The 24,059-nt window shown below is 60.5% G+C and carries 23 protein-coding genes; 17 read left to right on the top strand and 6 right to left on the bottom strand.

Translation table 11 applies throughout. From position 1 onward, the window contains the following. Window position 1 precedes the first annotated feature (1 nt). The 10 genes from PGB34_RS03865 (at window position 2) to glmM (ending at window position 12,030) form a co-directional block, all read left to right on the top strand. On the top strand, window positions 2-1,153 hold the full coding sequence (locus PGB34_RS03865) for a glycosyltransferase (protein WP_271426742.1): 1,152 nt from the start codon (window positions 2-4) through the stop codon (window positions 1,151-1,153). Continuing rightward, entirely contained in the window at window positions 1,154-2,605 is a 1,452-nt protein-coding gene (locus PGB34_RS03860) for an oligosaccharide flippase family protein (RefSeq protein ID WP_271426741.1), read from the top strand. Continuing rightward, window positions 2,605-3,849, top strand: a complete 1,245-nt coding sequence (locus PGB34_RS03855; protein WP_271426740.1) for a glycosyltransferase — start codon at window positions 2,605-2,607, stop codon at window positions 3,847-3,849. Before PGB34_RS03860 ends, PGB34_RS03855 begins: the two co-directional genes overlap by 1 nt. Before the next feature lie 2 nt (window positions 3,850-3,851). Beyond that, window positions 3,852-5,021 (top strand): hypothetical protein, encoded by a 1,170-nt coding sequence (locus PGB34_RS03850; RefSeq protein WP_271426739.1) that lies wholly within the window; start codon window positions 3,852-3,854, stop codon window positions 5,019-5,021. Window positions 5,022-5,033: 12 nt separating this feature from the next. After that, entirely contained in the window at window positions 5,034-5,936 is a 903-nt protein-coding gene (locus tag PGB34_RS03845; protein ID WP_271426738.1) for a glycosyltransferase, read from the top strand. Window positions 5,937-6,014: 78 nt separating this feature from the next. Next, the gene (locus PGB34_RS03840; protein ID WP_271426899.1) at window positions 6,015-6,620 is read left to right on the top strand and encodes a sugar transferase; all 606 of its coding nucleotides are present in this window, start codon (window positions 6,015-6,017) and stop codon (window positions 6,618-6,620) included. After that, window positions 6,617-7,279, top strand: coding sequence for an acetyltransferase (locus PGB34_RS03835; protein ID WP_271426737.1), 663 nt, complete (start codon window positions 6,617-6,619; stop codon window positions 7,277-7,279). The genes PGB34_RS03840 and PGB34_RS03835 overlap by 4 nt, the downstream gene beginning before the upstream one ends. A 5-nt stretch (window positions 7,280-7,284) precedes the next feature. Further along, window positions 7,285-8,466 carry a DegT/DnrJ/EryC1/StrS family aminotransferase gene (locus PGB34_RS03830; protein WP_271426736.1) on the top strand — a complete coding sequence of 394 codons (1,182 nt, stop codon included), beginning with the start codon at window positions 7,285-7,287 and terminating at the stop codon, window positions 8,464-8,466. 42 nt (window positions 8,467-8,508) lie between these two features. Then, window positions 8,509-10,587 (top strand): polysaccharide biosynthesis protein, encoded by a 2,079-nt coding sequence (locus PGB34_RS03825; protein ID WP_271426735.1) that lies wholly within the window; start codon window positions 8,509-8,511, stop codon window positions 10,585-10,587. A gap of 78 nt (window positions 10,588-10,665) precedes the next feature. After that, on the top strand, window positions 10,666-12,030 hold the full coding sequence (gene glmM / locus PGB34_RS03820; protein WP_271426734.1) for a phosphoglucosamine mutase: 1,365 nt from the start codon (window positions 10,666-10,668) through the stop codon (window positions 12,028-12,030). A gap of 89 nt (window positions 12,031-12,119) precedes the next feature. Here the strand turns inward: glmM and PGB34_RS03815 are convergent, their stop codons facing one another. From PGB34_RS03815 to PGB34_RS03795, 5 genes are all read right to left on the bottom strand, one after another. Further along, entirely contained in the window at window positions 12,120-14,378 is a 2,259-nt protein-coding gene (locus PGB34_RS03815; RefSeq protein WP_271426733.1) for a polysaccharide biosynthesis tyrosine autokinase, read from the bottom strand. Further along, window positions 14,375-14,812: a low molecular weight protein-tyrosine-phosphatase gene (locus tag PGB34_RS03810; RefSeq protein ID WP_271426732.1), complete on the bottom strand. Its 438-nt coding sequence runs from the start codon at window positions 14,810-14,812 to the stop codon at window positions 14,375-14,377. The genes PGB34_RS03815 and PGB34_RS03810 overlap by 4 nt, the downstream gene beginning before the upstream one ends. A gap of 34 nt (window positions 14,813-14,846) precedes the next feature. Next, complete coding sequence (locus tag PGB34_RS03805; protein ID WP_408647827.1) at window positions 14,847-17,891, bottom strand: YjbH domain-containing protein; 3,045 nt, start codon at window positions 17,889-17,891, stop codon at window positions 14,847-14,849. A gap of 50 nt (window positions 17,892-17,941) precedes the next feature. Continuing rightward, the gene (locus tag PGB34_RS03800) at window positions 17,942-18,628 is read right to left on the bottom strand and encodes a hypothetical protein (protein WP_271426730.1); all 687 of its coding nucleotides are present in this window, start codon (window positions 18,626-18,628) and stop codon (window positions 17,942-17,944) included. A gap of 101 nt (window positions 18,629-18,729) precedes the next feature. After that, window positions 18,730-19,035, bottom strand: coding sequence for a hypothetical protein (locus tag PGB34_RS03795; RefSeq protein ID WP_271426729.1), 306 nt, complete (start codon window positions 19,033-19,035; stop codon window positions 18,730-18,732). A 161-nt stretch (window positions 19,036-19,196) separates the two neighbouring features. Between PGB34_RS03795 and hisI the strand changes: the two genes are divergently transcribed. From hisI to tatC, 7 genes are all read left to right on the top strand, one after another. Then, window positions 19,197-19,586 (top strand): phosphoribosyl-AMP cyclohydrolase, encoded by a 390-nt coding sequence (gene hisI / locus PGB34_RS03790; RefSeq protein ID WP_271426728.1) that lies wholly within the window; start codon window positions 19,197-19,199, stop codon window positions 19,584-19,586. Window positions 19,587-19,648: 62 nt separating this feature from the next. Further along, entirely contained in the window at window positions 19,649-20,017 is a 369-nt protein-coding gene (locus tag PGB34_RS03785) for a phosphoribosyl-ATP diphosphatase (RefSeq protein WP_271426727.1), read from the top strand. Between the two features lie 98 nt (window positions 20,018-20,115). Then, complete coding sequence (locus PGB34_RS03780; RefSeq protein WP_271426726.1) at window positions 20,116-20,499, top strand: DUF4870 family protein; 384 nt, start codon at window positions 20,116-20,118, stop codon at window positions 20,497-20,499. A 50-nt stretch (window positions 20,500-20,549) separates the two neighbouring features. Next, window positions 20,550-20,909, top strand: a complete 360-nt coding sequence (locus PGB34_RS03775) for a histidine triad nucleotide-binding protein (RefSeq protein WP_271426725.1) — start codon at window positions 20,550-20,552, stop codon at window positions 20,907-20,909. Window positions 20,910-20,959: 50 nt separating this feature from the next. Beyond that, window positions 20,960-21,199, top strand: coding sequence for a Sec-independent protein translocase subunit TatA (gene tatA / locus PGB34_RS03770; RefSeq protein ID WP_271426724.1), 240 nt, complete (start codon window positions 20,960-20,962; stop codon window positions 21,197-21,199). Between the two features lie 47 nt (window positions 21,200-21,246). Next, window positions 21,247-21,729, top strand: a complete 483-nt coding sequence (tatB, locus tag PGB34_RS03765; RefSeq protein WP_271426723.1) for a Sec-independent protein translocase protein TatB — start codon at window positions 21,247-21,249, stop codon at window positions 21,727-21,729. A 97-nt stretch (window positions 21,730-21,826) separates the two neighbouring features. Then, entirely contained in the window at window positions 21,827-22,642 is an 816-nt protein-coding gene (gene tatC / locus PGB34_RS03760; protein ID WP_271426722.1) for a twin-arginine translocase subunit TatC, read from the top strand. A gap of 10 nt (window positions 22,643-22,652) precedes the next feature. Here tatC and PGB34_RS03755 read toward each other — a convergent pair whose 3' ends face one another. Then, window positions 22,653-23,810: a trypsin-like peptidase domain-containing protein gene (locus PGB34_RS03755; RefSeq protein WP_271426721.1), complete on the bottom strand. Its 1,158-nt coding sequence runs from the start codon at window positions 23,808-23,810 to the stop codon at window positions 22,653-22,655. Between the last annotated feature and the right edge of the window lie 249 nt (window positions 23,811-24,059).

Here is a 24,059-nt window from a genome sequence, read left to right as displayed (position 1 = left end):
AATGAAAGTTCTAATAATCGGCTCTGCTGACTCAATTTTCGTGAAGGATTTTGCCCGTCAATTCATTACCGACGGGCATAGCGTTGATATTCTGTCTCTTACAGTTGCCGCGCCAGTCCAAGGTGTGGATAGGTTCTGGGTTGTAGAGAATTTGAACAGCTCGAGTGTTATCCATTCGAAAATAAAGAAGGCAGTTGAGATTTTAAAGTCATATCAATATATAAATAAGACGGCTAAACTAATTAAAGATAAAGAATATGACTGCACCTTTATTCATTTCGTCGCGTATCGATTGGCTTGGAATTTGCTAGAAATAGAAAGAATATCAAAAAAAATTGTTGCAGTTATATGGGGAAGCGATCTATACCGTACCAATTCAATAAAATCAAATTTCCAGAAAAGAATATATAGAGCCGCAAATAAAATAGTATTTACCAATCAACGATCCATTGAATTTTTTGAGAGAAAATACGGCAATAAATTCTCTTCAAAAATAAGGGTCGCAAACTTCGGGTTGCCCGTACTAGATGAAATTGACTTAATGAAAAATCAAACCTTCAGTCGGGATCAAGCGTTGAGTTTTTTTGATTTCCCTAAGAATAAATTAATTATAATGGTGGGATATAACGGGAATCCGTTGCAAAGACAGCTAGAATTTATAGCTGAGTTTTCGTGCTTGGCTCCGGTAGAAAGAAATCGATTTCACTTGGTTTTTGCGGTGGGGTATGGGAACACAGGAATAGATAAAAAAATAAGGGAATTGACGACTTTGAAGGGACTTGACAACTATTCAATTCTCGACAAATTTCTAAATTTCCCCGATACGGCAAAACTCCGTTATAGCGCCGACATCCTCGTTAATATTCAACCGTCGGATCAGCTAAGTGGCTCAATGCTCGAGGTCCTCTACGCTGGCGGAACTGTGTACGCAGGCAGTTGGTTACCTTATCAGGACTTAGTAAAAGCAGGCGCGCGAATTTACTCGGTTGGTTCAGTGCAAGAGTGTGTTAGGGCTATCGCGCAGCACAAATGGAGGGAATCAAAGGCAGAAGAAGAAAATAAGGCTCTTGACTTTATTCGGGATAAAGCTAGTTGGAAGTCGTGCTATGAGAGATGGAGAAAAATATCTCTGGAAACCGATCATCATCATTAAATGAATTTAAGAACTATTTTGGGATTTGCGCTGGGGCCTATCGTTGGGGGTCTTCTATCCCTGGCAACATTGCCCATGCTTTCTTGGCACTTCTCATCGTCTGATATCGGGCGCTTTAATATCTACCAAGTGCTGGTCGGATTCTCGCTCGTCGCAATTCTGTTTGGGCTTGATCAAGCCTATATTAGAGAGTTTCACGATACGCCTGACCAAAAAAAACTCTTGAAAAGTTGTATAGAACCCAGTTTGTACGCTCTGGTAGTTCTAGTGGTTCTTGCTGTATTTTTTGCTTCAAGTCTCTCGATAATTTTTTATGACAAAGAACGCTCAATTTATATTTATCTCAGCGCGCTGAGTATTGCGCTTACGGTTATCTCAAGATACTTTTCGCTGATCCTGAGAATGTCGGAGCGGGGGTTCGCATTCTCTATTAGTCAAATATTGGCAAAATTTTTGCTGCTGGCAGTTATTGCGATCTTGATATTTCTAGACATTGGGCACGACTTTTTGCATTTGATGATCGCCAGCTTGGTGTCGCTAGGCGCCTCAGCGGTGATGTCCGCGTGGTGGAGCAAAAAGCAATGGATTGGTCTATGGAATGAAGATATTTCTAGGCGAGATCAGGTGAAGTATGTCCAATATGGGATGCCATTGGTTGGAGCAGGTTTCGCTTACTGGGGCTTAACGGCGATAAATACGATTGCGTTGAGGTTTACAGCTGATCTAAACGCTCTTGGAGTTTATGCAATGGCCATGAACTTCGCAGGGCTCGGCACCTTGTTGCAGATGATCTTTGCGACCATTTGGGCTCCCGTAATTTACAGATGGACAGCTGAGCACAGAAATCTTCAATATGTTGACAAGCTGATCAATTACGTATGCATTGCTGTTGCGTTAGCGTGGGTGGGGACTGGCCTATTCTCTTGGATAATCGAACTTGTCCTCCCTAGTGAATATCGAGATGTTAAATATTTGCTTGCTTGCTGCATGCTACCGCCGCTTTTTTATCTGCTTTCAGAAGCGACGGTCACGGGTGTCAATGTCGCAAGGAAAACAAGCTATGCTCTATGGGCGGTACTGGTCGCGTTGCTAGTGAATCTCATCTTTGCCGCGTGGCTAATACCTAGTTATGGTGTCGTTGGAGCAGCCATTAGCTCAGCAGTGACTTATTTCCTATTTTTTGTGTTGCGTACTGAGGCTGCTGGCGTGGCATGGCGCCCAGTCCAAGGACGTTTTCGGATGTATGTAGTGGGGGCGGCAATGCTAATTGCCAGTGTTGTCTATGCGGTTCACGGACAGCAGCTCAGCGCCAAGGCGGATGTGATTTTTTGGATCGCTGTCCTAGTAATTATTCTATTGAAGTTTGGGCGCACACTCTTCGAGTTCCCAGGTTTCTTGCGGCAACTCACGGTTTCTGAAGTTCTACAAGAATCTAAAAATCGTTCAGCGTAATGAAAATCCTTTATTTAACGTGGGGCGAAACGCCTCGGACTTCTGGCGCCTACGGTTCGCAGGCCTTGAATCAATTCAAAGCAAACATTGCGCTAACTGGGGCAACGGGAAAGTTTGTCGCTGCGGTGCCGCTTATTCATAGCGGCCACGTTAGAGAAAGAGGCCAATACACACATGAGCTTAAAAATGTGCGCGAACGGCTCGCAAACATTGAGTACGAGCAGATCCCAATCTACTGTGCTCAGCCCCTGATTTTTCCTAATAGATGGACTTTTAAATTTAATCATATTGGCGCAAATTTGAGGTTGCGTCAGCTTGTGGATCGTTTCGATCCAGACGTCATCCATTGCCGCTCCTATCATGCGACTTTTGCAGCATTGCGATTGCGTGAAGCGACTTCTGCTCGGTACAGGATATTGTTTGATGCAAGAGGGCTTTGGATTGACGAGTTAGCCTTGCGTAAAGGATGGGAGTCGAGCAGCAGAAATTATCGCTTCTTCCGCGCACTCGAAAGCTACCTCCTAGGGGCGGCCGACGCTGTTGTCGCTGTGTCGGAAGGAATGAAAGAGTATTTCATCTCCCAGGCAGCTCGTAGAGTTGAAACCATATATCTAAGCGCCCCAGTGCGCTTACTGTCTTCGGCGGCAGTCCGCACGGAGACATATGTTGAGCGCGTTTCTGTTGTCTATTTGGGAACACTTGACAGTAACAGCTGGCACCCACCTGATGAACTTCGGCGTTTAATTGAGTATTTGCTCAAATTGGGTTTGAAAATTGATCTGAAGATTATCACGATGTCAGATCATGCCGCGTTGGAGCCCATCTTTAAGCCATTGGGCTTAGGAAGTTTTAGGGTGGTACGGACTCATTCAGCCAAGGAGTTGGCTGCCGAACTTCGAGAGGCTGATTTCGGAGTTCTTTCATACTTCCGACCTACTGGGGTGTTAGAACATAGGCTGTCGAGTGTGGTTATGGCCATAAAGACCGCGGAGTATTTGGGGGCGGGAGTCCCAATTCTAGTAAATAAGCATTGTGGAGGAGCTGCAGGGATAGTTCGTGAGCACCGAGTAGGCCTCGCCTATGATCCAGAGAGTTTCTCGGAATTGACTAGGGATGCTGTTATTTCGTTACTTGAGCCAGGAGTTCGCCGCCGCGCAATAGACGTGGCCTTCGCGAAATTCGATATAGGAAGTAACGCACAGCGCTATGCGAGTTTATACAGCTCTCTGGCGGCTCCAAATTGAAGATGAAATTGTCTAGCTTTGGCCTGAGTGCGGTGGCCGCGTACACGGTTATTGTTGTAGTCGGTCGCATTTTGTATCCGTTTGGTGACGAGCCAGATTTTTCCGCTCGCGCCCCTTATTTGATTTTTTCGGAAAAATCTTGGATAGACCCGTACTACTGGCTGCAAAGTATGCTTGACGGGATCAATTTGAGTTCTAATTGTTCCATTCAAGGTGGTGCATTTTCATTTTGGTCTGATATTGAATTTCTGACGTGTAGCGAGCCGCTGCCCCAAGTGCTTAGGCGAATCATATTGACGCTTTTTGTGTCGATCCCCTTGATAATTGCAATTTGTTTTCATCGAAAACAAAAGATACGACCAGCACCTGCTCATCCTGCAATAGTTCTTGGCGGTAGTATTTTGCTTCCAGGAATGACATATTACCTCGGTGTTTTGTCATATGAGCAATGGACATTGGTACTGAGTTTACTGTTGGTACTGGTAAGTCGGTCCTATTTGATAATGGGTCTTATAGCCGTAGCGGTTTGTGCGATTGACTTTGGCAACGGAATTGTTGTTCTATCCTATGTGTTGTTAACGCCGATCTATCGTTATTTTTTAAGGAAGAAATCGCTAAAATTTACAGTCATAGTTGCTGTTTTACAAATATGTGTCGCGGGTATTTTGGGTTTAGCATTTTTGAGTGCGGCGGGCTCACTATCTGCGCTCGAGAATAAAGCCTCAGCCATTGAGGAATCCTTGGCGGGGAGCGATCTGGTCGGAAAATATCCGCTGATTTTACGCCCTGCTATTACTTTCATGACGGCGATCTTCATGACACCTGCCTTTGTGAAAATTATCCCTCTTTATATAGTATTCGGGTTCGCAATTTTCTTTGGAATTATTCGGCTGAGAGAATATTTAAATTCTCTTCGTATGGAAGAGAAAAAGAATTCGTATGAGCTAAATGAAGTAAATATCATCCTCACTGATGCTATTGTTGCCCTCACCACTATTTGCTCTATAGTATTTATTTTGCCAACGTACAGCAACGCCAAATACTATATATTCTTGGCCCCAATCCTTCTACGCCCCGCTTTTTTGGTGTACGCGAAAACCTCAATTTTTTTCTTTATGTTAATGTCACAGGTTGTTGTTTTCTTTTTTTTGATGGCGTTTCGGCTTAACTAGGGCGGCATCTACATGTATAAAGTCGCGGTTTTGCTTGCGTCTTTCAATGGGGAAAAGTGGTTGGAGGAGCAGGTCAGTTCGATTCTTGCCCAAACAAAAGTGGAAATAAATTTGTTTTTGCGGGATGATTGCTCCAGCGACGGCACACGAGATGTGCTTAATAGTCTTGGCCACGAATCCCGACTTCATGTCCTTCCAAACCGAGGGCGAGCAACAGGAACAGCAGCTGGTAACTTTTTTGAAATTATAAAAGAATGCGCGGATATCAATGTAGATTATTTTTTTCTGGCCGACCAAGATGACTATTGGTACCCAGAAAAAATTTCCGCTGCAATAGAGCTCATGAGAAAAGAGGGGGCTGATTGTTATGCGTCAAATTTGAGATGTGTGTCTGACAGCCAGTCTCCTCGTATTCTGCGTAAAGATTTCCCGCAAACAACCAATGATTTTTTATTTCAGGGAGCGAGTGCGGGATGCACCTATGGCCTAAGTGCGAGGTCAATTAAGTATGTGCGCAACGTGATAAATGATTCTTCGACACATAGGGTGAATCTGGCCGCTGTATCGCACGACTGGGCAATTTATGCGATAACCCGCTCGCGTGGATGTGTATGGGCAATTGATCCGTCCTATTACATAGATTATCGGCAGCATAACTCTAATGTTTACGGTGCCTTAGGCTTTAAGTCATACGTGAAGAGGCTGCGGTTGCTGCGTTCGGGCTGGTATCGCGAAAATGTTCTAAATGTTGCGGAGCTTTGTGAGTTGAATTCTTCGCAGAAAAGGATAGTGGAGGCAATAAGAAGGGGGGGTATCATTGGGAAAATACGGCTGCTGAGCGATTGTTTTTCATTTAGAAGAAGAAGGTCAGAAAAGATAATTATGCTATTTTTTATTGTTGTAGGATTTATTTGATATTCGGGCAGAAATTTCGATTCGTTTTGATGCAGGACTTATCTTATGAGTGATGATTATTTTTCGGTGCCTAGTGCAATGAAGCGAGGAGTGGATTTGTTTTTGGCTTTTATTGCAATTCTTATTTTATTTTTTCCATTGCTTATTATTTCGCTTTTGATCTTTGTAAAAATGGGTTCTCCGGTTTTTTTTGTGCAAACGAGATCCGGCATGGGAGGTGCGCCTTTTCGAATATTAAAATTTCGAACGATGGCAAACGCCTCTTCAATTGGGGGGGCGCCCTTGCTTGATGGGCAACGCATCACGCCGTTGGGCGATTTTCTGAGAAGCACCAGTTTAGATGAGTTGCCCGAGCTCTGGAACGTGATCAGGGGCGACATGAGTTTGGTCGGCCCCCGGCCGTTATTAATGGACTACCTTCCTCTTTATTCCGATGAGCAAGCTAGACGTCATGAAGTACGACCTGGCATTACCGGATGGGCTCAGATCAATGGGCGCAATACGCTAAGCTGGGAAGAGAAGTTCAAGCTTGATGTCTGGTATGTCGACAACCGCACGCTGTGGCTGGACATCAAGATCCTGTGGCTGACGGTGCGCAAGGTGCTGGTGCGTGACGGCATCAGCGCGGCCGGAGAGGCGACGATGCCGCGATTCACCGGAGCGCGCGTGGAGCCCAAGCAATGAGTACGCCCTTGTTTGCCGTCTACGGCGCCAGCGGGTGCGGCCGCGGCGTGATGCCGCTGGCGCGGGCTCAGCTCATGCGCGCAGGCGTGCCTGTTGAACGACTCGTCTTCGTTGACGATGCAGCCACCGCGCCAAACGTGAACGGCCAGCGCGCATTGCGTTATGAAGAGTTCCTCCAGACGCCGGCGAGCGAACGCCACGCAGTGCTGGCCATTGCCAACAGCAAGGTGCGGGAACAACTGGCACTGCGCCTTGCCGCAGATGGCGTGCACGCGTGGACGGTGAGTGCCGAGAACGTGGTGCGCATGGACGATGTCGTGCTGGGTGAAGGCGCTGCCCTGAGTCCTTTCGTCACGCTCACATCCAACATACGCATTGGCCGTCACTTCCACGCCAACCTCTACAGCTACGTAGAGCACGACTGCGTCATTGGTGACTTCGTCACTTTCGCACCAGGCGTCAAATGCAATGGAAATGTCGTCATCGAAGACCATGCTTATGTGGGCGCGGGGGCTGTCATCAAGCAGGGTGTCCCGGGCAAGCCGCTCGTGATCGGCCGCGGCGCGGTCGTGGGGATGGGGGCAGTCGTCACCCGCAGCGTGCCGGCAGGTGCCACCGTGGTGGGCAACCCTGCACGTCCTATGAAAACCAAAGGTTGATTGTTTTGCTGAATACCAAGTTCTCTGTGTGGCCCAGCTTCACGCTGGAAGAAGCCGATGCCGTGCAGCAGGTGCTGCTGTCGAACAAGGTCAACTACTGGACGGGCCAGGAGTGCCGCGAGTTCGAAAAGGAGTTCGCGGCGTGGGCTGGCACTGCGCATGCGGTGGCCTTGGCCAATGGCACCCTTGCCCTGGACGTGGCGCTCAAGGCCATGGGCATCGGCCCCGGCGACGAAGTCGTGGTCACGCCGCGCACCTTCATTGCCAGCGTGTCGTGCGTGGTGAACGCAGGCGCAACGCCGGTCTTTGCCGACGTGGAGCCCGACAGCGGCAACGTCTCCGCGGCCACCATCGCGCGGGTGCTCACGCCGCGCACGCGTGCCGTGATCTGCGTGCACCTGGCGGGTTGGCCCTGCGACATGGACCCCATCATGGCGCTGGCGGCCGAGCATGGCTTCAAGGTGATCGAAGACTGCGCACAGGCACATGGCGCGCGGTACAAGGGGCGTTCCGTGGGCTCCATTGGCCATGTCGGCGCCTGGTCGTTCTGTCAGGACAAGATCATGACCACGGGCGGCGAAGGCGGCATGGTGACCACGAACGACACATCGTTGTGGCGCGCCATGTGGGAGTTCAAAGACCACGGCAAGAGCTATGCGGCGGTGTATGAACGCCAGCATCCGCCGGGCTTTCGCTGGCTGCACGAGAGCTTCGGCACCAACTGGCGCATGCTCGAGATGCAGGCCGTCATCGGCCGCATCCAGCTGCGGCGCATGGCCGACTGGCGTGCACGGCGCACCGCGAATGCAGAAGCGATCTGGTCGACCTGCCGCGCTTTCCCCATCTTCCGCGTGCCCGAACCGCCCTCGGGCTCGGAGCATGCGCACTACAAGTGCTACGTGTATGTGCAGCCGCAGCTGCTGGCACCGGGCTGGTCCCGCGACCGCATCGCAGACGCCATCCAGGCCCTCGGCGTACCTTGTTACCAGGGCAGCTGCTCAGAGGTGTATCTTGAGAAGGCCTTCGACGGCACGTCCTGGCGGCCCGCTCAGCCGTTGGCGGCTGCGCAGGAGCTGGGCCAGACGAGCCTGATGTTCCTGGTGCATCCCACGCTGACGGACGAAGAGATTCGCAAGACCCAGGCCGCCATCGAGCAGGTCGCCGTGCAGGCGGGCATGCCCGCCTGATGGCGCAGGCGCGCTGAAGAAAACTCCAAGACAGGACGCTCCATGATCAACAAGTCGGCAGACCGGTTGCTGATGCTGCCCAGGCCAGCCAAGCGGCTGCTCGCGGTGACGGTCGATACCGTGCTCTGCGTCTTCTGCGTGTGGCTGGCGATCAGCCTGCGGCTGGAAGTCTGGCATTCCTGGCATCTGGCGCACTGGCGGGCGATGGTGGCGGCGCCGCTGCTGGCCTTGCCCCTGTTCGTGGCCTTTGGCCTCTACCGCGCCATCTTTCGCTATGCCAGCGGCGCGTCGGCGCTCGCCATCGTGCGCGCCTGCTTCCTGTTTGGCCTGGTGTACTGCATCGTGGTCACGGGCATCGGCATTCCTGGGGTGCCGCGCTCCATCGGCGTCATGGTGCCGCTGCTGTTGTTCGTGATGATCAGTGGCTCGCGCGCATTGGCGCGCCATTGGCTGGGTGGCACCTACACCTACGTTCGCAATCGGCATTCGCTGCCCCAGGTCTACATCTACGGGGCCGGGCAGGCCGGCCGCCAGCTGGCGGCAGCGCTCAACCACGGGCACGACATGGTCGTGCGCGGTTTCGTCGATGACGACCGGCAATTGCAGGATGCCTTGATGGACGGCCTGCGGGTGCGCACGCCCGAATGGCTGCTGGCCAATGCCCGTGCGCAGGGCGTGACCGACATCCTGCTGGCCATGCCGTCGGCCTCCCACGCGCGGCGTGCCGAGATCTTGAATGCACTGCTGCCGCTGCATCTGCATGTGCGCATGCTGCCTGGCCTCGACCAGTTGGCCAGCGGCAAGGTGCAGGTCAATGACCTCAACGAAGTGCGGATCGAGGACCTTCTGGGCCGGGACACGGTCCCTCCGGTGGCTGACCTGCTGCATCGCAACCTGAGCGGCAAGGTGGTGCTGGTGACGGGCGCGGGCGGCTCCATTGGCAGCGAGCTGTGCCGCCAGATCGCGCAACAGCGGCCGCGCATGCTGCTGCTGGTCGAATGGAGCGAGTTCGCGCTGTATGCCATCCATGGCGAGCTGGAGAAGGCCGTCGCGGGGCTCAAGGTGGTGCCGCTGCTGGCTTCGGTCTGCGACGAGCCGCGCATGCAGGCCATCATGCAGGCCTTTCGCCCGGACACGGTCTATCACGCCGCGGCCTACAAGCATGTGCCGCTGGTGGAGCACAACCCCGCACAGGGCTTGCGCAACAACGTGCTGGGCACCTTCATCACGGCGCGCATGGCGCGGGCCTGCGGCGTGGGGCGCTTCGTGCTCGTCAGCACGGACAAGGCCGTGCGGCCCACCAACATCATGGGTGCCAGCAAGCGGCTGGCCGAGATGGTGCTGCAGGGCCTGGCGCAAGAGCCGTCGGCCACCTGCTTTTCCATGGTGCGCTTTGGCAATGTGCTGGGCTCCAGCGGTTCGGTGGTGCCGCTGTTCCAGCGCCAGATCGCCGCTGGCGGCCCCATCACGCTCACGCACGAAGACATCACCCGCTACTTCATGACGATCCCCGAAGCCGCTCAGCTGGTGATCCAGGCGGGCGCGATGGCCAACGGGGGCGAGGTGTTCGTGCTCGACATGGGCGAGCCCGTGCGGATCATCGACTTGGCGCGTCGGATGGTGGAGTTGTCGGGCCGCAGCGTGCGCGATGACGACAACCCCCATGGCGACATCGAGCTGCAGGTCACTGGTCTGCGCCCCGGCGAGAAGCTGTACGAAGAGTTGTTGATCGAAGACAACGCCCTTTCCACGCCGCATCCGCGCATCCGCATGGCGCAGGAGCCCTGCCTTGCCTCCGCGCAGCTGTGGCCCCTGCTGGAAGAGTTGCAGCGCCTGATGGCTGCGGGCGACGTGGGGGCAGGCAAGGCGCTGCTGAAGCAGTTGGTGCCGGGCTACCGTCCTCATGCCGAGGTGGTCGACTGGATTCACATGGCCCGCCAGACGCGTAAGCAGATGGCCGTGGTTGACTCTGCACCTGCACCTGCACCTGCACCTGCACCTGCACCTGCACCTGCACCTGTGGCCGTGCCTGCCGCGGTCGTGCCTCAGGCGACCGGCGAGGCACCTGCAGCCCCGGCCTGCCCCAAGGGGGTCGGGCAGCCCATTCCGCTTTCCAGCTGAAGCGCCCGTCTTCAAGGGGCAAGCGTCAGCGCGCCAGCAGTTGCAGCAAGCGCAATCCATTCAAGAGGTTCTTCAACAATGAGCAGACAGTACTTTGGAACGGACGGCATCCGCGGCACGGTGGGCCGCGCGCCCATCACGCCGGATTTCGTGCTTCGGCTGGGCCATGCCGTGGGCCGCGTGCTCCGGCGCACGCAAGCCCGCCCCACGGTGCTGGTGGGCAAAGACACGCGGCTGTCGGGCTACATGCTCGAATCCGCGCTGGAGTCGGGCCTGAACTCCGCCGGCGTCGACGTGGTGCTGCTCGGCCCGCTGCCCACGCCAGGCGTTGCCTACCTGACCCGCGCCCTGCGGGCCAGCCTGGGCGTGGTGATCAGCGCGAGCCACAACCCCTACCCGGACAACGGCATCAAGTTCTTCAGCGCGCTGGGCACCAAACTCAGTGACGAGTGGGAGTTGGAGGTGGAGGCCGCATTGGCAGAGCCGCCGGAATGGGCCGACTCCGCGGCCATTGGCCGCGCGCGGCGCCTGGACGACGCGGCAGGCCGCTACATCGAATTCTGCAAGAGCACCTTTGCGCCCGAGCTGAGCCTGCGCGGCCTGAAGCTGGTGGTGGATGCGGCGCACGGCGCGGCCTACCAGGTGGCGCCGAATGTGTTCCATGAGCTGGGCGCCGAGGTGGTGAGCATTGGCGTGCAGCCCGACGGCTTGAACATCAACGATGGCGTGGGCGCGACGCATCCGGAAGCCCTGATCGCTGCCGTGAAGGCGCACAAGGCCCACTACGGCATCGCCCTGGACGGCGACGCCGACCGCCTGCAATGGGTCGATGCCGACGGGCGCCTGTTCAATGGCGACGAACTGCTCTACCTCATGGCGCGTGACCGCATCGCGCGTGGCGAGAAGCCCGAAGGCGTGGTCGGCACGCTGATGACCAACAAGGCCGTGGAAGTGGCCTTCAAGCGCCAGGGCATCGACTTCGTGCGCGCCAAGGTGGGCGACCGCTACGTGCTCGAAGAGTTGGACAAGCGTGGCTGGCTGCTGGGCGGCGAAGGCTCTGGCCATCTGCTGGCGCTGGACCGCCACAGCACCGGCGACGGCCTGGTCAGCGCCTTGCAGGTGCTGCAGGCCTGCGTGCGCAGTGGCCGCACGGTGGCAGAACTGCTGGCCGATGTGCGCCTGTTCCCCCAGGTGCTGATCAACGTTCGGCTGCAGCCAGGCCAGGACTGGAAGACGCACGCTGCCATGCAGGAAGAAACCGCGCGCGTTGAAGCCGAGCTGGGAGAGGGCGGCCGCGTGCTGATTCGCGCCAGTGGCACCGAGCCCGTGCTGCGCGTGATGGTGGAGGCGCAGGACGCCGCGCAAGCCCGGCAATGCGCCTCGCGCATCGCGGCCACGCTGCAGGCCGAAGCGCCAGCCCAGAGGACCGCAGTCTCCGCGTAGGCGGATTCACCCGCCACAAACAAATAACCCGGCCATTTGGGCCGGGTTATTTTTTGGGCGCTCAGCGCGCGGGCATCAGGCCTTGTGCATCAGGCCTTGTACTTGTACTCGGTGTAGCGGTAGCCACCGTAGCGGTAGCCATAGCTGCCCGAATGGCGGCGGCTCAGGTCCATGCCGTTGAAGACCACGCCGGTGACCGAGGTGCCGGCCTGCGCCAGGCGGCGCGCGCTTTCGGTGATCTCGCCCATGTGTGTCTGCTCCGAGCGGGCCACCATCAGCACCACGCCGCAAGAGGGCGCCACGGCCGCGGTGTCGGCGGCCACCAGCACGGGCGGCGTGTCCACGATCACCAGGTCGTATTGGGCCGACAGCGACTCCAGCAACTGCGCGAAGGTGGCGGACATGAGCATGTCCGACGGATTGGGCGGCAGCGCACCCGTGGTGAGCAGGTCCAGGCCGGGGAGCAGGTCGGCGTGGATCGCTTGCTGCGCGGTGATGCTGCCGTTCAGCAACTCGGAAAGCCCGCCCTCGCGCTTGAGGCCGAAGGAGCGGTTGATGTGGCCCTTGCGCAAGTCGGCGTCGATCAGCAGCACGCGCTTGCCGCCTTGCGCCATGATGGCTGCGAAGTTGGCCGAAATGAAGCTCTTGCCGATGCCTGGCGTCGGGCCGGTGATCAGCACACGGTTGTTGCCCGCTTCCATCATCGCGAACTGCAGGGCCACGCGCAGGCTGCGCAGGGCTTCCACCGGCAGGCTGTCGGGCTCGTTGTGGGCCAGCAGCTGAATGCCGCGCGCGCCTGCCGTGATGCGCTTGTCGAGCACGGGCTGGTCGGTGCTCAGCGGCACCGTGGCGTACACGCTCAGGCCCGTGTGGCCCTCGATCTCCTGCGGATCACGCAGGCCGCCCATGAGGCGTGCCCGACCAATAGCAGCTGCCACTCCAGCCAGGGCACCCAGGACCAGCGCCAGCGCGGCGACAAGTTGCTTCTGCGGTTTGACCGGGCGAAGGGGCTGCACGGCGGGGTCGAGCAGGCGCACGTTGCCGGTCTTGCCTTCTTTCACCAGCCGCAGTTGCAGCGCATTGTTCTGCAGCGATTGGTACAGCTCGGCATTCACGCGCACATCGCGTTCCAGGCGCAGTGCATCCTGCTGGATGGTGGGCATGCGGCTCACGCGGTTGCTGAGCTTGTCGAGCTCGGCCTGCAAGGCGCCGATCTGGCGGTCCACGGTCTGCACGCGGACGTTGTTGTCGGTGAAGCGCGCGCTCAGCTCGCGCCGCTGTTGCTGGGCTTCCAGCAGCTTAGTTTGCATCTCGATACTCTGCTGCAGAACGCCGCGCGCCTCTTCGTCGAAAGCCACCGTGCCGTTCTGATTGCGAAAGCGCGTGAATGCGTCTTCCGAGGCTTCGAGCTGCTTGCGGAAGGCGGGCAGTTGCTCGTCCAGGAAGACCAGGGTTTTCTGCGCTTCGGCGGCCTTGCGCTCCACGTTCTGGCGCACGTACTGGTCGCCAATGGCGTTCAGGATCGATTGCAGCCGTGCGCGGTCGCTGCCTTCCAGCACCACGTTGATCACGTTCGACTGGCGGCCCTGCTCGGAAATCTGAAGCCCGCGCTGCAGTTCTTCGACCGAGGCCAACTGCGACGCGCGTTCGATGCTGAACTCGGCGCCGGCTTCGCCGTCAAGCCGTGTGATGAGCAGGTCGATGGCCTGGTCACCGGGCAGCACGTGCTTGAGCGGCTGGCCGACCGTGCCCTGCAGGGGCTCGGGCAGCAGCTCGTGCGTCAGCGTGTAGCGGCCTTCGCCCCTGGCCGTGACGGTGAACTCGCCCTGGCCCTGCAGCGAGGAGGGCAGCTCGAAATGGTCCACCTCGATCCGCTCGGTGCCGCTGACGAAGCCGCCCATACCCAAAAAGCCCGGCGTGGACAGGCCATCGGCCCGGGCGGCCATCCAGCGGCCAAAGAAGGGGGTGTACCTGGGCTGCGCGTCCAGGTAGTAGCGGGTCTGCTCCACGGCCGCGCCCAGCACCATGCGTGAGCGGATGACCTGGATTTCCCCGGTTGCAGGCGTCTTCACGTCGAAGAGGCTGCCGGCATCGCCCAGAAAGCCCTTGGCTTCGGGTGCCGAGTCCTCGACCTGGACCAGGACGTTGGTTTGATAGATCGGCGTGGCCAGCAGTGCATAGGCCACGCCCGCTGCCAGCGCCACCGCCGTGATGCCCGCGATCAGCCATTTCTGGTCGATCAGGATGTCCAGGTACTCGATCAGATTGATCTCGTCGTCGTCCGCCTCGATGGGAGTGGGGCGCGGCGCTCGCTGGCCGTCGGGGGTCGATGCGGAATGTGCGTTCATTGTTGGATCCTCCGGATGCGTTCGGCCCATGCCTGGGCACCCGCATCAATCATCTGCAAAGCCTGTTCAAAGGCGGACCGACCGCGGCGGTACGGGTCTGGAATGTTGATCCTGGCCGCGTCGCCGAGACGGAACACCTTCCCCATGGCAAAGGGGTAGCGTGCTTCCACGTGGCGACGCTGCTCGTCGTCCATCACCAGGATCAGGTCCGACTGCAGGCACATGGCCTGGTTGATCTGGCGCGCGCGGTGTGCGCCCACGTCGAGGCCGCGGGCGGTCATCAGCTCGGCCGCGATGGGATCGGCCGGGTTGCCGACCAGTGCCCCGAGACCGGCGGATGACACGTCCATGTGCGGCAGTGCATCGGCCAGCAGGACCTGCCCCATGGGGCTGCGGCAGATGTTGCCGATGCACACGACAAGGATGGACTTCATGGCTTGGGTGGGGTTGAACTTGGGGCAGCTGGGCTCAACGGCGATTCTCGAAATCGAGCAGATTGTCCCCGTTCCCCGGGGTCTTCGAGACGGGCGGCCCGATGTGCGGCGCGCGCGGGTCCGTTCCGGAAGTCAGCTCGTAAAGCGGCTGGGCCCGGATCAGCCGCGCGCCGCCGTCCCGCGTCAGCGGGTTCCACACGAAGCCGAAGTTGCCCTTGGTGGAGCGGGGCAGCAGCGCGTCGAGCGGAATGTTGAGGTAGATGCCCTTGTCGAAGCCGCCTTCGCCGAACTGCTCGGAAGACACGTTGGTCTTGGTGGCATAGGCGCCAATGACCAGGCCGTTGTCGAAGCGGCGCGAAACATCGATGGTGGCGCCGCGATCGCCCGCCAGGTACTGGCCCACGGACACCCTGGCCATCACGCCCTTCCAGCCCGTGTCCCAGTAGAGGGTCGCGTGGCCGGTGGTGATCTCGTAGTCGCGCAGGCTGAAGTCCTGTTTGAAGCCGCGCTGACGCACACGGTTCACATCGACGCCGAAGGCCACGCGGCTGTGCCAGGGGCGGTAGAGCCATTCACCGCCCACGCCGGCGAACATGCTCTCGAGCATCCCGCCGTACACGCTGTAGTAGTGGCCGGGCGCCCACTGGCCGACATGGGTCAGCTGCAGGTTGGGCAGCGTCACGCGGCTGCTGATGGCGTACTCGCGCTGGAAGGTGCGCACGCGCGGCAGGTTGCTGGGCGCGGTGTAGCTGAACTTGCTGTAGTTGTCGGCCAGCCGCCAGTTCACGGTACCGCTGAGCCAGGTGCGCTCGGTGAAGCGGTATTCGGCCGAGGCTGCCAGGCCCAGTTGGTAGATGAGGAAGGCGTCGGGTCCGCCGATGATCGGCTGGAAGCTGGGCGCGATGGACCAGCTGAACCTGTCGCTCGGAGCCGTCCATGGGCCTTCCACGGCCTCGCCCTGGGGCTGGCCGCCTGCCGGCGCAGCGGCGGCTGGTGCCGCAGGCGGAATCTGCCCTGCACTGATCCGCCCGGCTGCACTCTCCTTGGCCGCGGCGGGGTAGTGGGTCACAGGCTCCACGCGCGCCTGGCGCGGCAACTGGGGCAGGACCTGCTGCTTCACCCAGACGGCCCGGTCGATCACCTGCGTGCTGACGCCCATGCCACGTTGGCTGAAATGCAGGACGAAGCGCTGGATGCTGGCCGGCGCGGCCGCGTGCAGCACCGCAACGGCGCGTTGGGTGCGCTCCTTGACGTAGGCAGCCTGGGCGTCGGTCACCCAGACATGCAGCCCTTCGCCGTCGGGTGCGATGTGCGTCACCACCCACTGGGTCTGCGTTTCAATGTTCTCTGCCGTCTGCGCCCAACCGGCGGGGCGCAGCGGCGCGTGCACGTTGACGGTCGGCGCGGGTTCGTCCAGGACCTTGGGCGCCGACGCCTGCGCCAGGTCTGACGCCACACTCAGCCCCAGCATCACGCGGTTGCCGCGCTCCACGCCTGCAGACAGCGTCACGCCCTGGGCCAGGCGGTAGCTGAGGCCGACGTTGATGGGCGAGCGATGCCGCAGCTGGTTGCCCAGCGGCTCCGACTGGTAGTCGTTGCTGTCGTATTCGATCTTCAGGGTCAGCGGATCCCAGGGCGTGCGCCATTGCACGCCGCCGAACACGCCCACCGGCCCGCGAAACATCGAGCTGAAATTCACGGTGCCCGCGCCATCTGCCGTTGGACGTACGCGGAAGCGGTCACCCAGGATGCGAAGCGGATTGCCGATGCTGCTTCCGTTTGCGATGTTGCCCCAGCCCAGCCCCAGGCTGAAATCCAGATCTCTCCAGCGCTTGCTGGCCACCAGGTACTCGCTGGAGAAAAGGCCCGTGCCCCCGAGGTCGCGAAAGCCCAGAACCACTTGCGGGACGTGGGCCGTCTCCCGGAGCAGTCGCAGGCGAAGGTCGATGCTCTTGTCCTTGGTCGACTGCCCCGTCACGCTGGCGGCGTAGGCCACATTCGACACGGAGGTGTAGCGAAAGCCCCCTTCCAGCCAGTCCAGGGGCTGAAAGAACACGGTCCCGCGCGTGTACGGGTACACGTTGCTGAGCGTCACCCGCATGTGGCCCGCGCTTGCCATGCGCGCGCTGGGCGTCTGCAGCAAGCCGGGCTCGCCCCAGTCGTTGGCCCCGATCTCGAAGGGCCTGGGCTGGGCCGCAGCCTTCGCGGGCAAGGCGACAGGCGCGGTTGCTGCAGGCGCCGGGGCGCCTGCACTGGAGATGGCAGATGGGCTTTCGCCCATGGCCGGTGCAGGGCGCGTGGCGGAGCTTTCGGTGGCTGGGGCAAGCTGCGGCGAGGGGCCCTGCGTCGCCAGGAACTTGATGATGCCTTCGGAGATGGCGTCCAGCGTCCGCGCGCTGCGCGGAGGCGCCCAGAGCCAGGCGCCCGGGGCCGGCTCCTGCACGGGCCCGGCGTTCCAAGCGGCAACTTCCATCTGGAATGTCCGCCCATCGGGTTGAGCCAGCCAGGCCCAGTCGGCCGCGTCGGCGGGCAGGCCGCAGGCCGCCAGATAGTCCAGCACGTTCCGGCCGGGCTCGTGCCTGACCTGGCACAGCTCGCCGTCGGGCCGCAACAGGGCCACCGTCTGCAGCGGCCAGGGCGAGGGCACCAGGCGCTGGCCGGCTTCGAGAATCGGGTCGTGACGCGGATTCACCTCCAGCCAGCGCGGGTCCGTCGCCTGGAGCCCCACGCGGCCCGTGACCGGCAGCGCGCGCAACCACGCCAGCAGCTTGGTTCCCTCGAGGCGTTGATGCGCGTGCGCAGCGTCGCGCACCCAGGCCTCCAGTTGGACCAGCAAGGTGTTTTTCAGGTGCAGCTGCGGCAGCTCTTCTTCGCGCACCTGCCAGGCCAATCCGGGGTTGGCGAGTTGCTGGCCGTCGGGTTGGCGCAGGAGCCATTGGCTCAGGCGCTCGCCGGGAACGATGGCGCCGGGGGCCTGCGCAGAGGAAGAGCCGTGGTCGGCCGAGGGTGCGGCACTTGCTCGCGCAGCGTCAGCGCCGCGTGCCGGTATGGCATGGAACCCCAACAGCAAGCTCGCCATCACGGCGCCAAGACAGAGGGGGAAAGGGGGGCGTGACGATCCGGGGGGCGTCATGAGTCCTTGTCGACGGCCGCTGCAGTCGGGAGAGGGGCGGCGGCCGCCGCATGGGGAACCCAGCGCTCCAGGCTGAGGCAGAAGTTGGCGGCCAGGCATTGCTCGGAATAGAGCACCTCGGCTCGTCCGTTGGCCACGGTCACCGCATAACGGGAGGGCGGCAGCGCTTCGTCCGCCGGCACGGTGGAGCTTCGCTCCTCAAACCACTGCAGCCCGGCGCCTTGCACCTGCAGCGCCTGGGTGCGCTCCGGTGCGGCGATGCGTGTCTGCACGATGTCGTCGCGCACTGCCATTCGATAGCCGGGCATCAGATCGCGCTCGCGCGTAAAACGTGTGATCTCACTCGGTCGGTCGGGGCGCGTTGAAGACGGGGGTACAGCCCAGGCTGGCAGGGCCGAATAGCGCACGGCCTGCCAGTTTCTGACACCGCGCAACCCGGTCGTGCCCACGATGCGGCCCTCGCGGAGGCGAAAAACTTCGCCGGAGCCGCTGTACCAGACCTCGGTAGCACCCTCGGGAAGCTGATCAAGATACCCCAGTGCCAGGAACGCAACGCGGCCATCAATGTTGGCGCGCAAATAGCGATAGCGCGCGTCCAGCGGGGCGGCTGGCGCGCCCTCGCTGGCAAATGCGCGCTTGGCCGCGCCATACACCTGAGTCTGGCCGCTGCTGCAGCCGACCATGCCCAAAAATGCGGCTACGAGGGCGCACGAAGCCCACCAGCGCATCCATGCAGGGCGAAAGAGACGGGATTCGGGCCCTCCTTGCCGGAGGGTGCGAAACATCAGCGGGTGGTGCCGGTCGTACCCGTGGTGCCCGTGCTGCCGGTGGGCGGGAAGATGCTGCGGCCACCGCCATTGCCCTGGCTCAGGGCGACTGCCAGAACTGCGGCAGCGGCGCCGGCACCGATGACCTTCTCCCTGGAAATGTCGCCAGACGCGGCGCTAGCTGCGCCGGCGCCGCCTGCTGCGGCGACCTGGCCCGTCGTCGATGCATTCGGGCTCGTGGTGCCGGGGGTGTTTTGCGCAAACACAGGAGCGCTGCACACGGCGCTGAGGGCGAAGATGGAAATCAGTTGACGGGCGTTCATAGGAGGACTCTCCCCAGTTAGGTTGGCTGATGTTAGCTGCCCTCTGGAAATACTCAAAACCTCGGGTTTTGACGTTCTTGCAACAGTGGGCACGGTGTACAGACGGTTACAGCCACGCAGAGGCTTTTTCCGCGCTTGCGCGAGTAGGTGACAATACCTCGATGACTTGGCTTGATGATGTCAGATGGGACGCCAACGGCTTGGTGCCGGCGATTGCCCAGGAAAAAGGCACCAAAGATGTGCTCATGTTCGCCTGGATGAACCGAGAGGCTTTGGCCAAGACGGTGGAGCTGGGCCGTGCGGTCTACTTCAGCCGCTCGCGCGGCAAACTCTGGTTCAAGGGAGAAGAGTCGGGCCATGTGCAGACCGTGCACAGCGTGCGCCTGGACTGCGACAACGATGTCGTCCTGCTGGAGGTCACCCAGCAGGGGCATGAGCCCGGAATCGCTTGTCACACCGGCCGGCACAGTTGTTTCTTCCAGAAATATTCTGAGGGGGCGTGGCAGGCCGTCGATCCGGTCTTGAAAGACCCGGAGTCCATCTACAAATGACGCGAACCATGACTGTTGCCGCTCCTGCCCCGGTTCCCCTTTCTGCCTCCTCCGACGCTGCCATGAGCACTGGCGATGTTCTGGACCGGCTGGCCGCGGTGATCGACAGTCGGCGGCCTGGGAGCGGCGGCGACCCCGAAGCCAGCTATGTGGCGCGCCTGTTGCACAAGGGGCCCGACGCCTTCCTCAAGAAGATCGGCGAAGAGGCCACGGAAGTCGTGCTGGCTGCCAAGGACGCCGACCACGGCGGTGATCGCCAGAAGCTGGTGAACGAAGTCGCCGACCTGTGGTTCCACAGCATGGTGGCGCTGTCGCACTATGGACTCGCGCCGCGCGACGTTGCGGCTGAGCTGGCTCGGCGCGAAGGCACCAGCGGCATCGAAGAAAAGGCCCTGCGCAAGGCGCAGCGGCGCGAAGCGGCTGGCGACTGAAGACGGCAGTGCGTGTGCGGCCATGGGCCGTGCGCGTTTGACCTCGGCCCGGCCAGCACTGAATACTCACCCTTCGCCATCCAAAGGGACTTCAATACATGCCCAATGACATCGTCACGGTCGAAGACAAGGACGCCGAATCGCTGCGCACCATCGGCTGGGTCAGCTACCTGCTTCACATGGTGGTGGCCCTGGGTGCGGTGGTGCCGGGGGCGCAGGTCTCGGTGCTGATCCTGCTGGCTGCGCTCCTGATCGATTTCGTGAAGCGCGACGACGCGCAAGGCACCTGGCAGGCTTCGCACTTCAGCTGGCGCATCCGCTCTGTGCTGTGGGCGGGCGTGCTGTATCTGCTGACCTCCTGGCTGTGGCTCTTGTTCCTCGTGCCGGGGTGGATCGCCTGGACGCTGATTTCCCTTTGGTTCTTCTATCGCATCGTCAAGGGCATGGTCAGGCTGCACGCGGGCCGGCCCATGGATGCCTGATGGCGGATTCAAGGCATTTGTCGACCTTCCGTCCCGACCCGGAGTTTTGAGTGGCGCACGATCCGAACTGCATCTTCTGCAAGATCATTGAAGGCCAGATTCCTTCGCGCAAGGTCTACGAGGACGAGGACCTCTACGGCTTTCACGACATCGCGCCCTGGGCGCCGGTTCATTTCCTGCTGGTTCCCAAGAAGCACATCGCATCCATGGCGCAGCTCACGCCCGAAGATGCCGGCGTGATGGGAAAGCTGATGACGCTGGCGCCCCGGCTGGCAGCCGAAAACGGCTGCAACCCCTATCCGGAAGGGGGGTTCAGGGTGGTCGTGAACACGGGCGCAGAGGGCGGTCAGGAAGTGCACCACCTCCACGTTCATGTGATGGGCGGCCCGCGGCCATGGCTTCGGGGCTGAACTGTCACACGCCCGACTAAAATCGTTCGATTCTTCAGGAGAAATCCACCATGGGTACCCTTTCTATCTGGCACTGGCTCATCGTTTTGCTCGTGGTCGTCATGATCTTCGGCACCAAGAAACTCAAGAACATGGGCTCCGACCTGGGCGGCGCCGTCAAGGGTTTCAAGGACGGCATGAAGGACGGATCCTCCCCTGACGCGCCTGCCGCCCCCCAGCAGCAGGTTTCGGCCAACAACGCCGCGGCCGACAAGTCGACCATCGACGTCGAAGCGCGTCAGAAGTCCTGATCGGCCGCCACAGCCCCGGCATTCGCTGTCATCGCATCCGCTGATTCGTGATCGACCTCGGAATCTCCAAGATTGCGCTCATCGGCGCGGTGGCGCTGATCGTCATCGGCCCTGAAAAGCTGCCCCGCGTGGCTCGCACGGTGGGCACGCTGCTGGGCAAGGCCCAGCGCTATGTGAACGACGTCAAGGCCGAGGTCAACCGCTCCATGGAGCTGGATGAGCTGCGCAAGATGAAGGACACGGTGGAGGGTGCTGCGCGCGACGTGGAAGGCAGCATCCGCACGGGCGCCCAGGATGTGCAGGACAAGCTGAGCTTCTCCGACAACGCGAGCGGCGATGGCGGCGGCCTGGATACGGCCAGCGCTTTCGAGCCTGCTCCCCTCTACCCGAGCTACCGGCATCCGGGCAAGAAATGGCGCCTCAAGCAGGGTGCCGTGCCGCAGTGGTACAAGGCGCGTGCGGGTGTGCGTAGCAAGGCGTTGTCAGGCGCTGCGCGCGTGGCCCGCCACCGCCCGCGGCGCTTCAAGTAAGTTGCGACGCCCATTCGCTGCTGCTGGCTGCGGCCTCCTGTGACCTTTCCTCACCTTCCATCCGGTGCCCACTCCGCGGCCCGGTGTCCCCTGCGCGATGGCTGATCCCGACACCAAGAACAAAGAAGACGAGCTGGCCGGCACCGAGCAGCCTTTCGTGGCCCATCTGGCCGAACTGCGCGACCGGCTGCTGTACTGCGTCTATGGTGTGGCGGCGGCGGCGGCGCTGCTGGCCCTGTGGCCCGGGCCGGGCGGGCTGATCGACCTGATCGCCATGCCCATCCGCGCGCACATGCCGCCCGATGCCAAGCTCATCGCGGTGGGCGTTTTCTCGCCTTTCTTCGTGCCGCTGAAGGTGCTGATGATGGCCGCCGTGCTGCTGGCCCTGCCATGGCTGATGTACCAAGCATGGATGTTCGTGGCACCGGGTCTCTACAGCCATGAGAAGCGCTTTGCGCTACCGCTCATCGTGTTCGGCAGCGGCCTGGCCTATGCCGGCATCGCGTTTGTGCAGCTCTTCGTGCTGGACAAGATGTTCGGCTTCATCCAGAAGTTCACGCCTGCAGCCGTGGCGGCCACGCCGGACATTTCCTCCTACGTGGAAGCCATCCTGTCGCTGTACCTGGCTTTTGGCATGGCCTTCCAGGTGCCCATCGTGGTGATGCTGCTGGTGCGCTTCAACATGGTCACCATTGAGAAGCTGCGCTCCTTCCGCGGCTACTTCATCGTGGTGGCTTTCGTGGTGGCTGCCGTGGTGACGCCGCCTGATGTGATCTCACAGCTGGCCCTGGCCGTGCCCATGTGTCTGCTCTACGAGGTGGGCATCATCGCGGCCCACTACTTCGCGCGCGGCAGCCGCACGCCTGAAGACGAATCGGATTCCTCCGAGTCGTCTTCGTCCTCTTCTTCCTGATCTTCCCGGGCTACTGCCCCGGCGGCACCCGCCGTGGTGGCCGCGTGCCGGGTGTGACCTGCAATGCCAGGCGTTCATTGCCGCGTTGCACGGTGAAGGCCGATGCGGTCCCGGGCCGCAGGTTGGCCACGGCCGTGAGCAGTTCCTTGAAGTTGGCCACCTTCTTCTCGCCCACTTCGGTGATCACGTCGCCTGGGCGGATGCCGGCCTGCGCGGCCGGGCCGTTCTGCAGCACGCCCGTGATGATCACGCCCGACGTCGCCTTCACGCCGAAAGTCTCGGCCAGCTCGGGCGACAGGTCGCTGGGCTCCACGCCGATCCAGCCGCGCGTGACGCGCCCGTCGCGCACGATGCCTTCGAGCACCAGCTTGGCCATCGAGGCCGGAATGGCGAATCCGATCCCCATGCTGCCACCCGAGCGCGAATAGATCGCCGTGTTGATGCCCAGCAGGTTGCCGTTCACGTCGATCAGCGCGCCACCCGAGTTGCCGGGGTTGATGGCCGCATCGGTCTGGATGAAGTTCTCGAAGTCGTTGATGCCCAGCTGGTTGCGCCCCAATGCAGAGACGATGCCGCTGGTCACGGTCTGCCCCACGCCGAAGGGGTTGCCGATGGCCAGTACCTGGTCGCCCACCAGCAGGTGGTCCGAATCGCCGATGACGATGACGGGCAGCCGGTCCAGGTCGATCTTGAGTACGGCCAGGTCGGTCTCGGGGTCGGTGCCGATCACCTTGGCCAGCGCCTGGCGGCCGTCGGCCAGATGCACCTCGATTTCGTCGGCGCTTTCGATGACGTGGTTGTTCGTCAGGATGTAGCCCTCGGGGCTCACGATCACGCCGCTGCCCAGGCCCACCTGCGGCTGGCTCTGCGCCTGGTCGCCGAAGAAGAAGCGGAAGAAGGGGTCGTTGCTGTAGGGATGCGCGCGCACCGCCTTGCTGGTGTTGATGCTTACCACCGCAGGCGAAGCCCTTTGCGCCGCCGCGCTGTAGCTGCCCGGCGCGGGTGTGGGCGCGCTGCTGCTGATGGGGGTTTCGATGATGGAGACCACACCACCCAGCGAACTCGCCGCTCCGCGCTGCACCCATTGCGGCTTGAGCGTGGCGACGACGAAGAAGGCGGCGAGCAGGACGGTGACGGCCTGGGAGAACAGCAACCAGATGCGCTTCATGAGCAGGAGAAAGGAGGGGCGGGCGGTGGAGGGCCGGTGGCCGGCAGGGCCGCAATTGTCGTTCAGCCCCGTGGCGCGGAAGGCCGCGTGAGCTTGTCGGACAAGCGCGCATCCCGGTGCGATAAAGGGTAAACCCTTAAAATCACCCGGCCCAACCGGCTTTCCGCCGCTTGGCGGCGCTGCCTACCCGGTGCGCCGCAAGCGGCTCTTCGCATTCTGGCGCCTTGCCTCGGCCTGACCGGCCCGCAG

This window comes from Xenophilus arseniciresistens, assembly GCF_028023875.1.
GTDB classification, from domain to species: domain Bacteria; phylum Pseudomonadota; class Gammaproteobacteria; order Burkholderiales; family Burkholderiaceae_C; genus Xenophilus; species Xenophilus arseniciresistens.
Note: the sequence above shows the minus strand (reverse complement) of the source record. Positions and strands in the feature narration are given on the sequence as shown.

What these genes read in the sequence shown, in the direction of transcription:
- glmM (WP_271426734.1), top strand. Translation starts at nt 10,666, where the DNA reads ATGAGCAGACAGTACTTTGGAACGGACGGCATCCGCGGCACGGTGGGC.
- PGB34_RS03815 (WP_271426733.1), bottom strand. Translation starts at nt 14,378, where the DNA reads ATGAACGCACATTCCGCATCGACCCCCGACGGCCAGCGAGCGCCGCGC.
- PGB34_RS03795 (WP_271426729.1), bottom strand. Translation starts at nt 19,035, where the DNA reads ATGAACGCCCGTCAACTGATTTCCATCTTCGCCCTCAGCGCCGTGTGC.
- PGB34_RS03840 (WP_271426899.1), top strand. Translation starts at nt 6,015, where the DNA reads ATGAAGCGAGGAGTGGATTTGTTTTTGGCTTTTATTGCAATTCTTATT.
- PGB34_RS03800 (WP_271426730.1), bottom strand. Translation starts at nt 18,628, where the DNA reads ATGGTCGGCTGCAGCAGCGGCCAGACTCAGGTGTATGGCGCGGCCAAG.
- tatA (WP_271426724.1), top strand. Translation starts at nt 20,960, where the DNA reads ATGGGTACCCTTTCTATCTGGCACTGGCTCATCGTTTTGCTCGTGGTC.
- PGB34_RS03785 (WP_271426727.1), top strand. Translation starts at nt 19,649, where the DNA reads ATGAGCACTGGCGATGTTCTGGACCGGCTGGCCGCGGTGATCGACAGT.
- hisI (WP_271426728.1), top strand. Translation starts at nt 19,197, where the DNA reads ATGACTTGGCTTGATGATGTCAGATGGGACGCCAACGGCTTGGTGCCG.
- PGB34_RS03865 (WP_271426742.1), top strand. Translation starts at nt 2, where the DNA reads ATGAAAGTTCTAATAATCGGCTCTGCTGACTCAATTTTCGTGAAGGAT.
- PGB34_RS03780 (WP_271426726.1), top strand. Translation starts at nt 20,116, where the DNA reads ATGCCCAATGACATCGTCACGGTCGAAGACAAGGACGCCGAATCGCTG.
- PGB34_RS03860 (WP_271426741.1), top strand. Translation starts at nt 1,154, where the DNA reads ATGAATTTAAGAACTATTTTGGGATTTGCGCTGGGGCCTATCGTTGGG.
- PGB34_RS03855 (WP_271426740.1), top strand. Translation starts at nt 2,605, where the DNA reads ATGAAAATCCTTTATTTAACGTGGGGCGAAACGCCTCGGACTTCTGGC.
- PGB34_RS03805 (WP_408647827.1), bottom strand. Translation starts at nt 17,891, where the DNA reads ATGGCGAGCTTGCTGTTGGGGTTCCATGCCATACCGGCACGCGGCGCT.
- PGB34_RS03810 (WP_271426732.1), bottom strand. Translation starts at nt 14,812, where the DNA reads ATGAAGTCCATCCTTGTCGTGTGCATCGGCAACATCTGCCGCAGCCCC.
- PGB34_RS03755 (WP_271426721.1), bottom strand. Translation starts at nt 23,810, where the DNA reads ATGAAGCGCATCTGGTTGCTGTTCTCCCAGGCCGTCACCGTCCTGCTC.
- tatC (WP_271426722.1), top strand. Translation starts at nt 21,827, where the DNA reads ATGGCTGATCCCGACACCAAGAACAAAGAAGACGAGCTGGCCGGCACC.
- PGB34_RS03850 (WP_271426739.1), top strand. Translation starts at nt 3,852, where the DNA reads ATGAAATTGTCTAGCTTTGGCCTGAGTGCGGTGGCCGCGTACACGGTT.
- PGB34_RS03835 (WP_271426737.1), top strand. Translation starts at nt 6,617, where the DNA reads ATGAGTACGCCCTTGTTTGCCGTCTACGGCGCCAGCGGGTGCGGCCGC.
- PGB34_RS03845 (WP_271426738.1), top strand. Translation starts at nt 5,034, where the DNA reads ATGTATAAAGTCGCGGTTTTGCTTGCGTCTTTCAATGGGGAAAAGTGG.
- PGB34_RS03825 (WP_271426735.1), top strand. Translation starts at nt 8,509, where the DNA reads ATGATCAACAAGTCGGCAGACCGGTTGCTGATGCTGCCCAGGCCAGCC.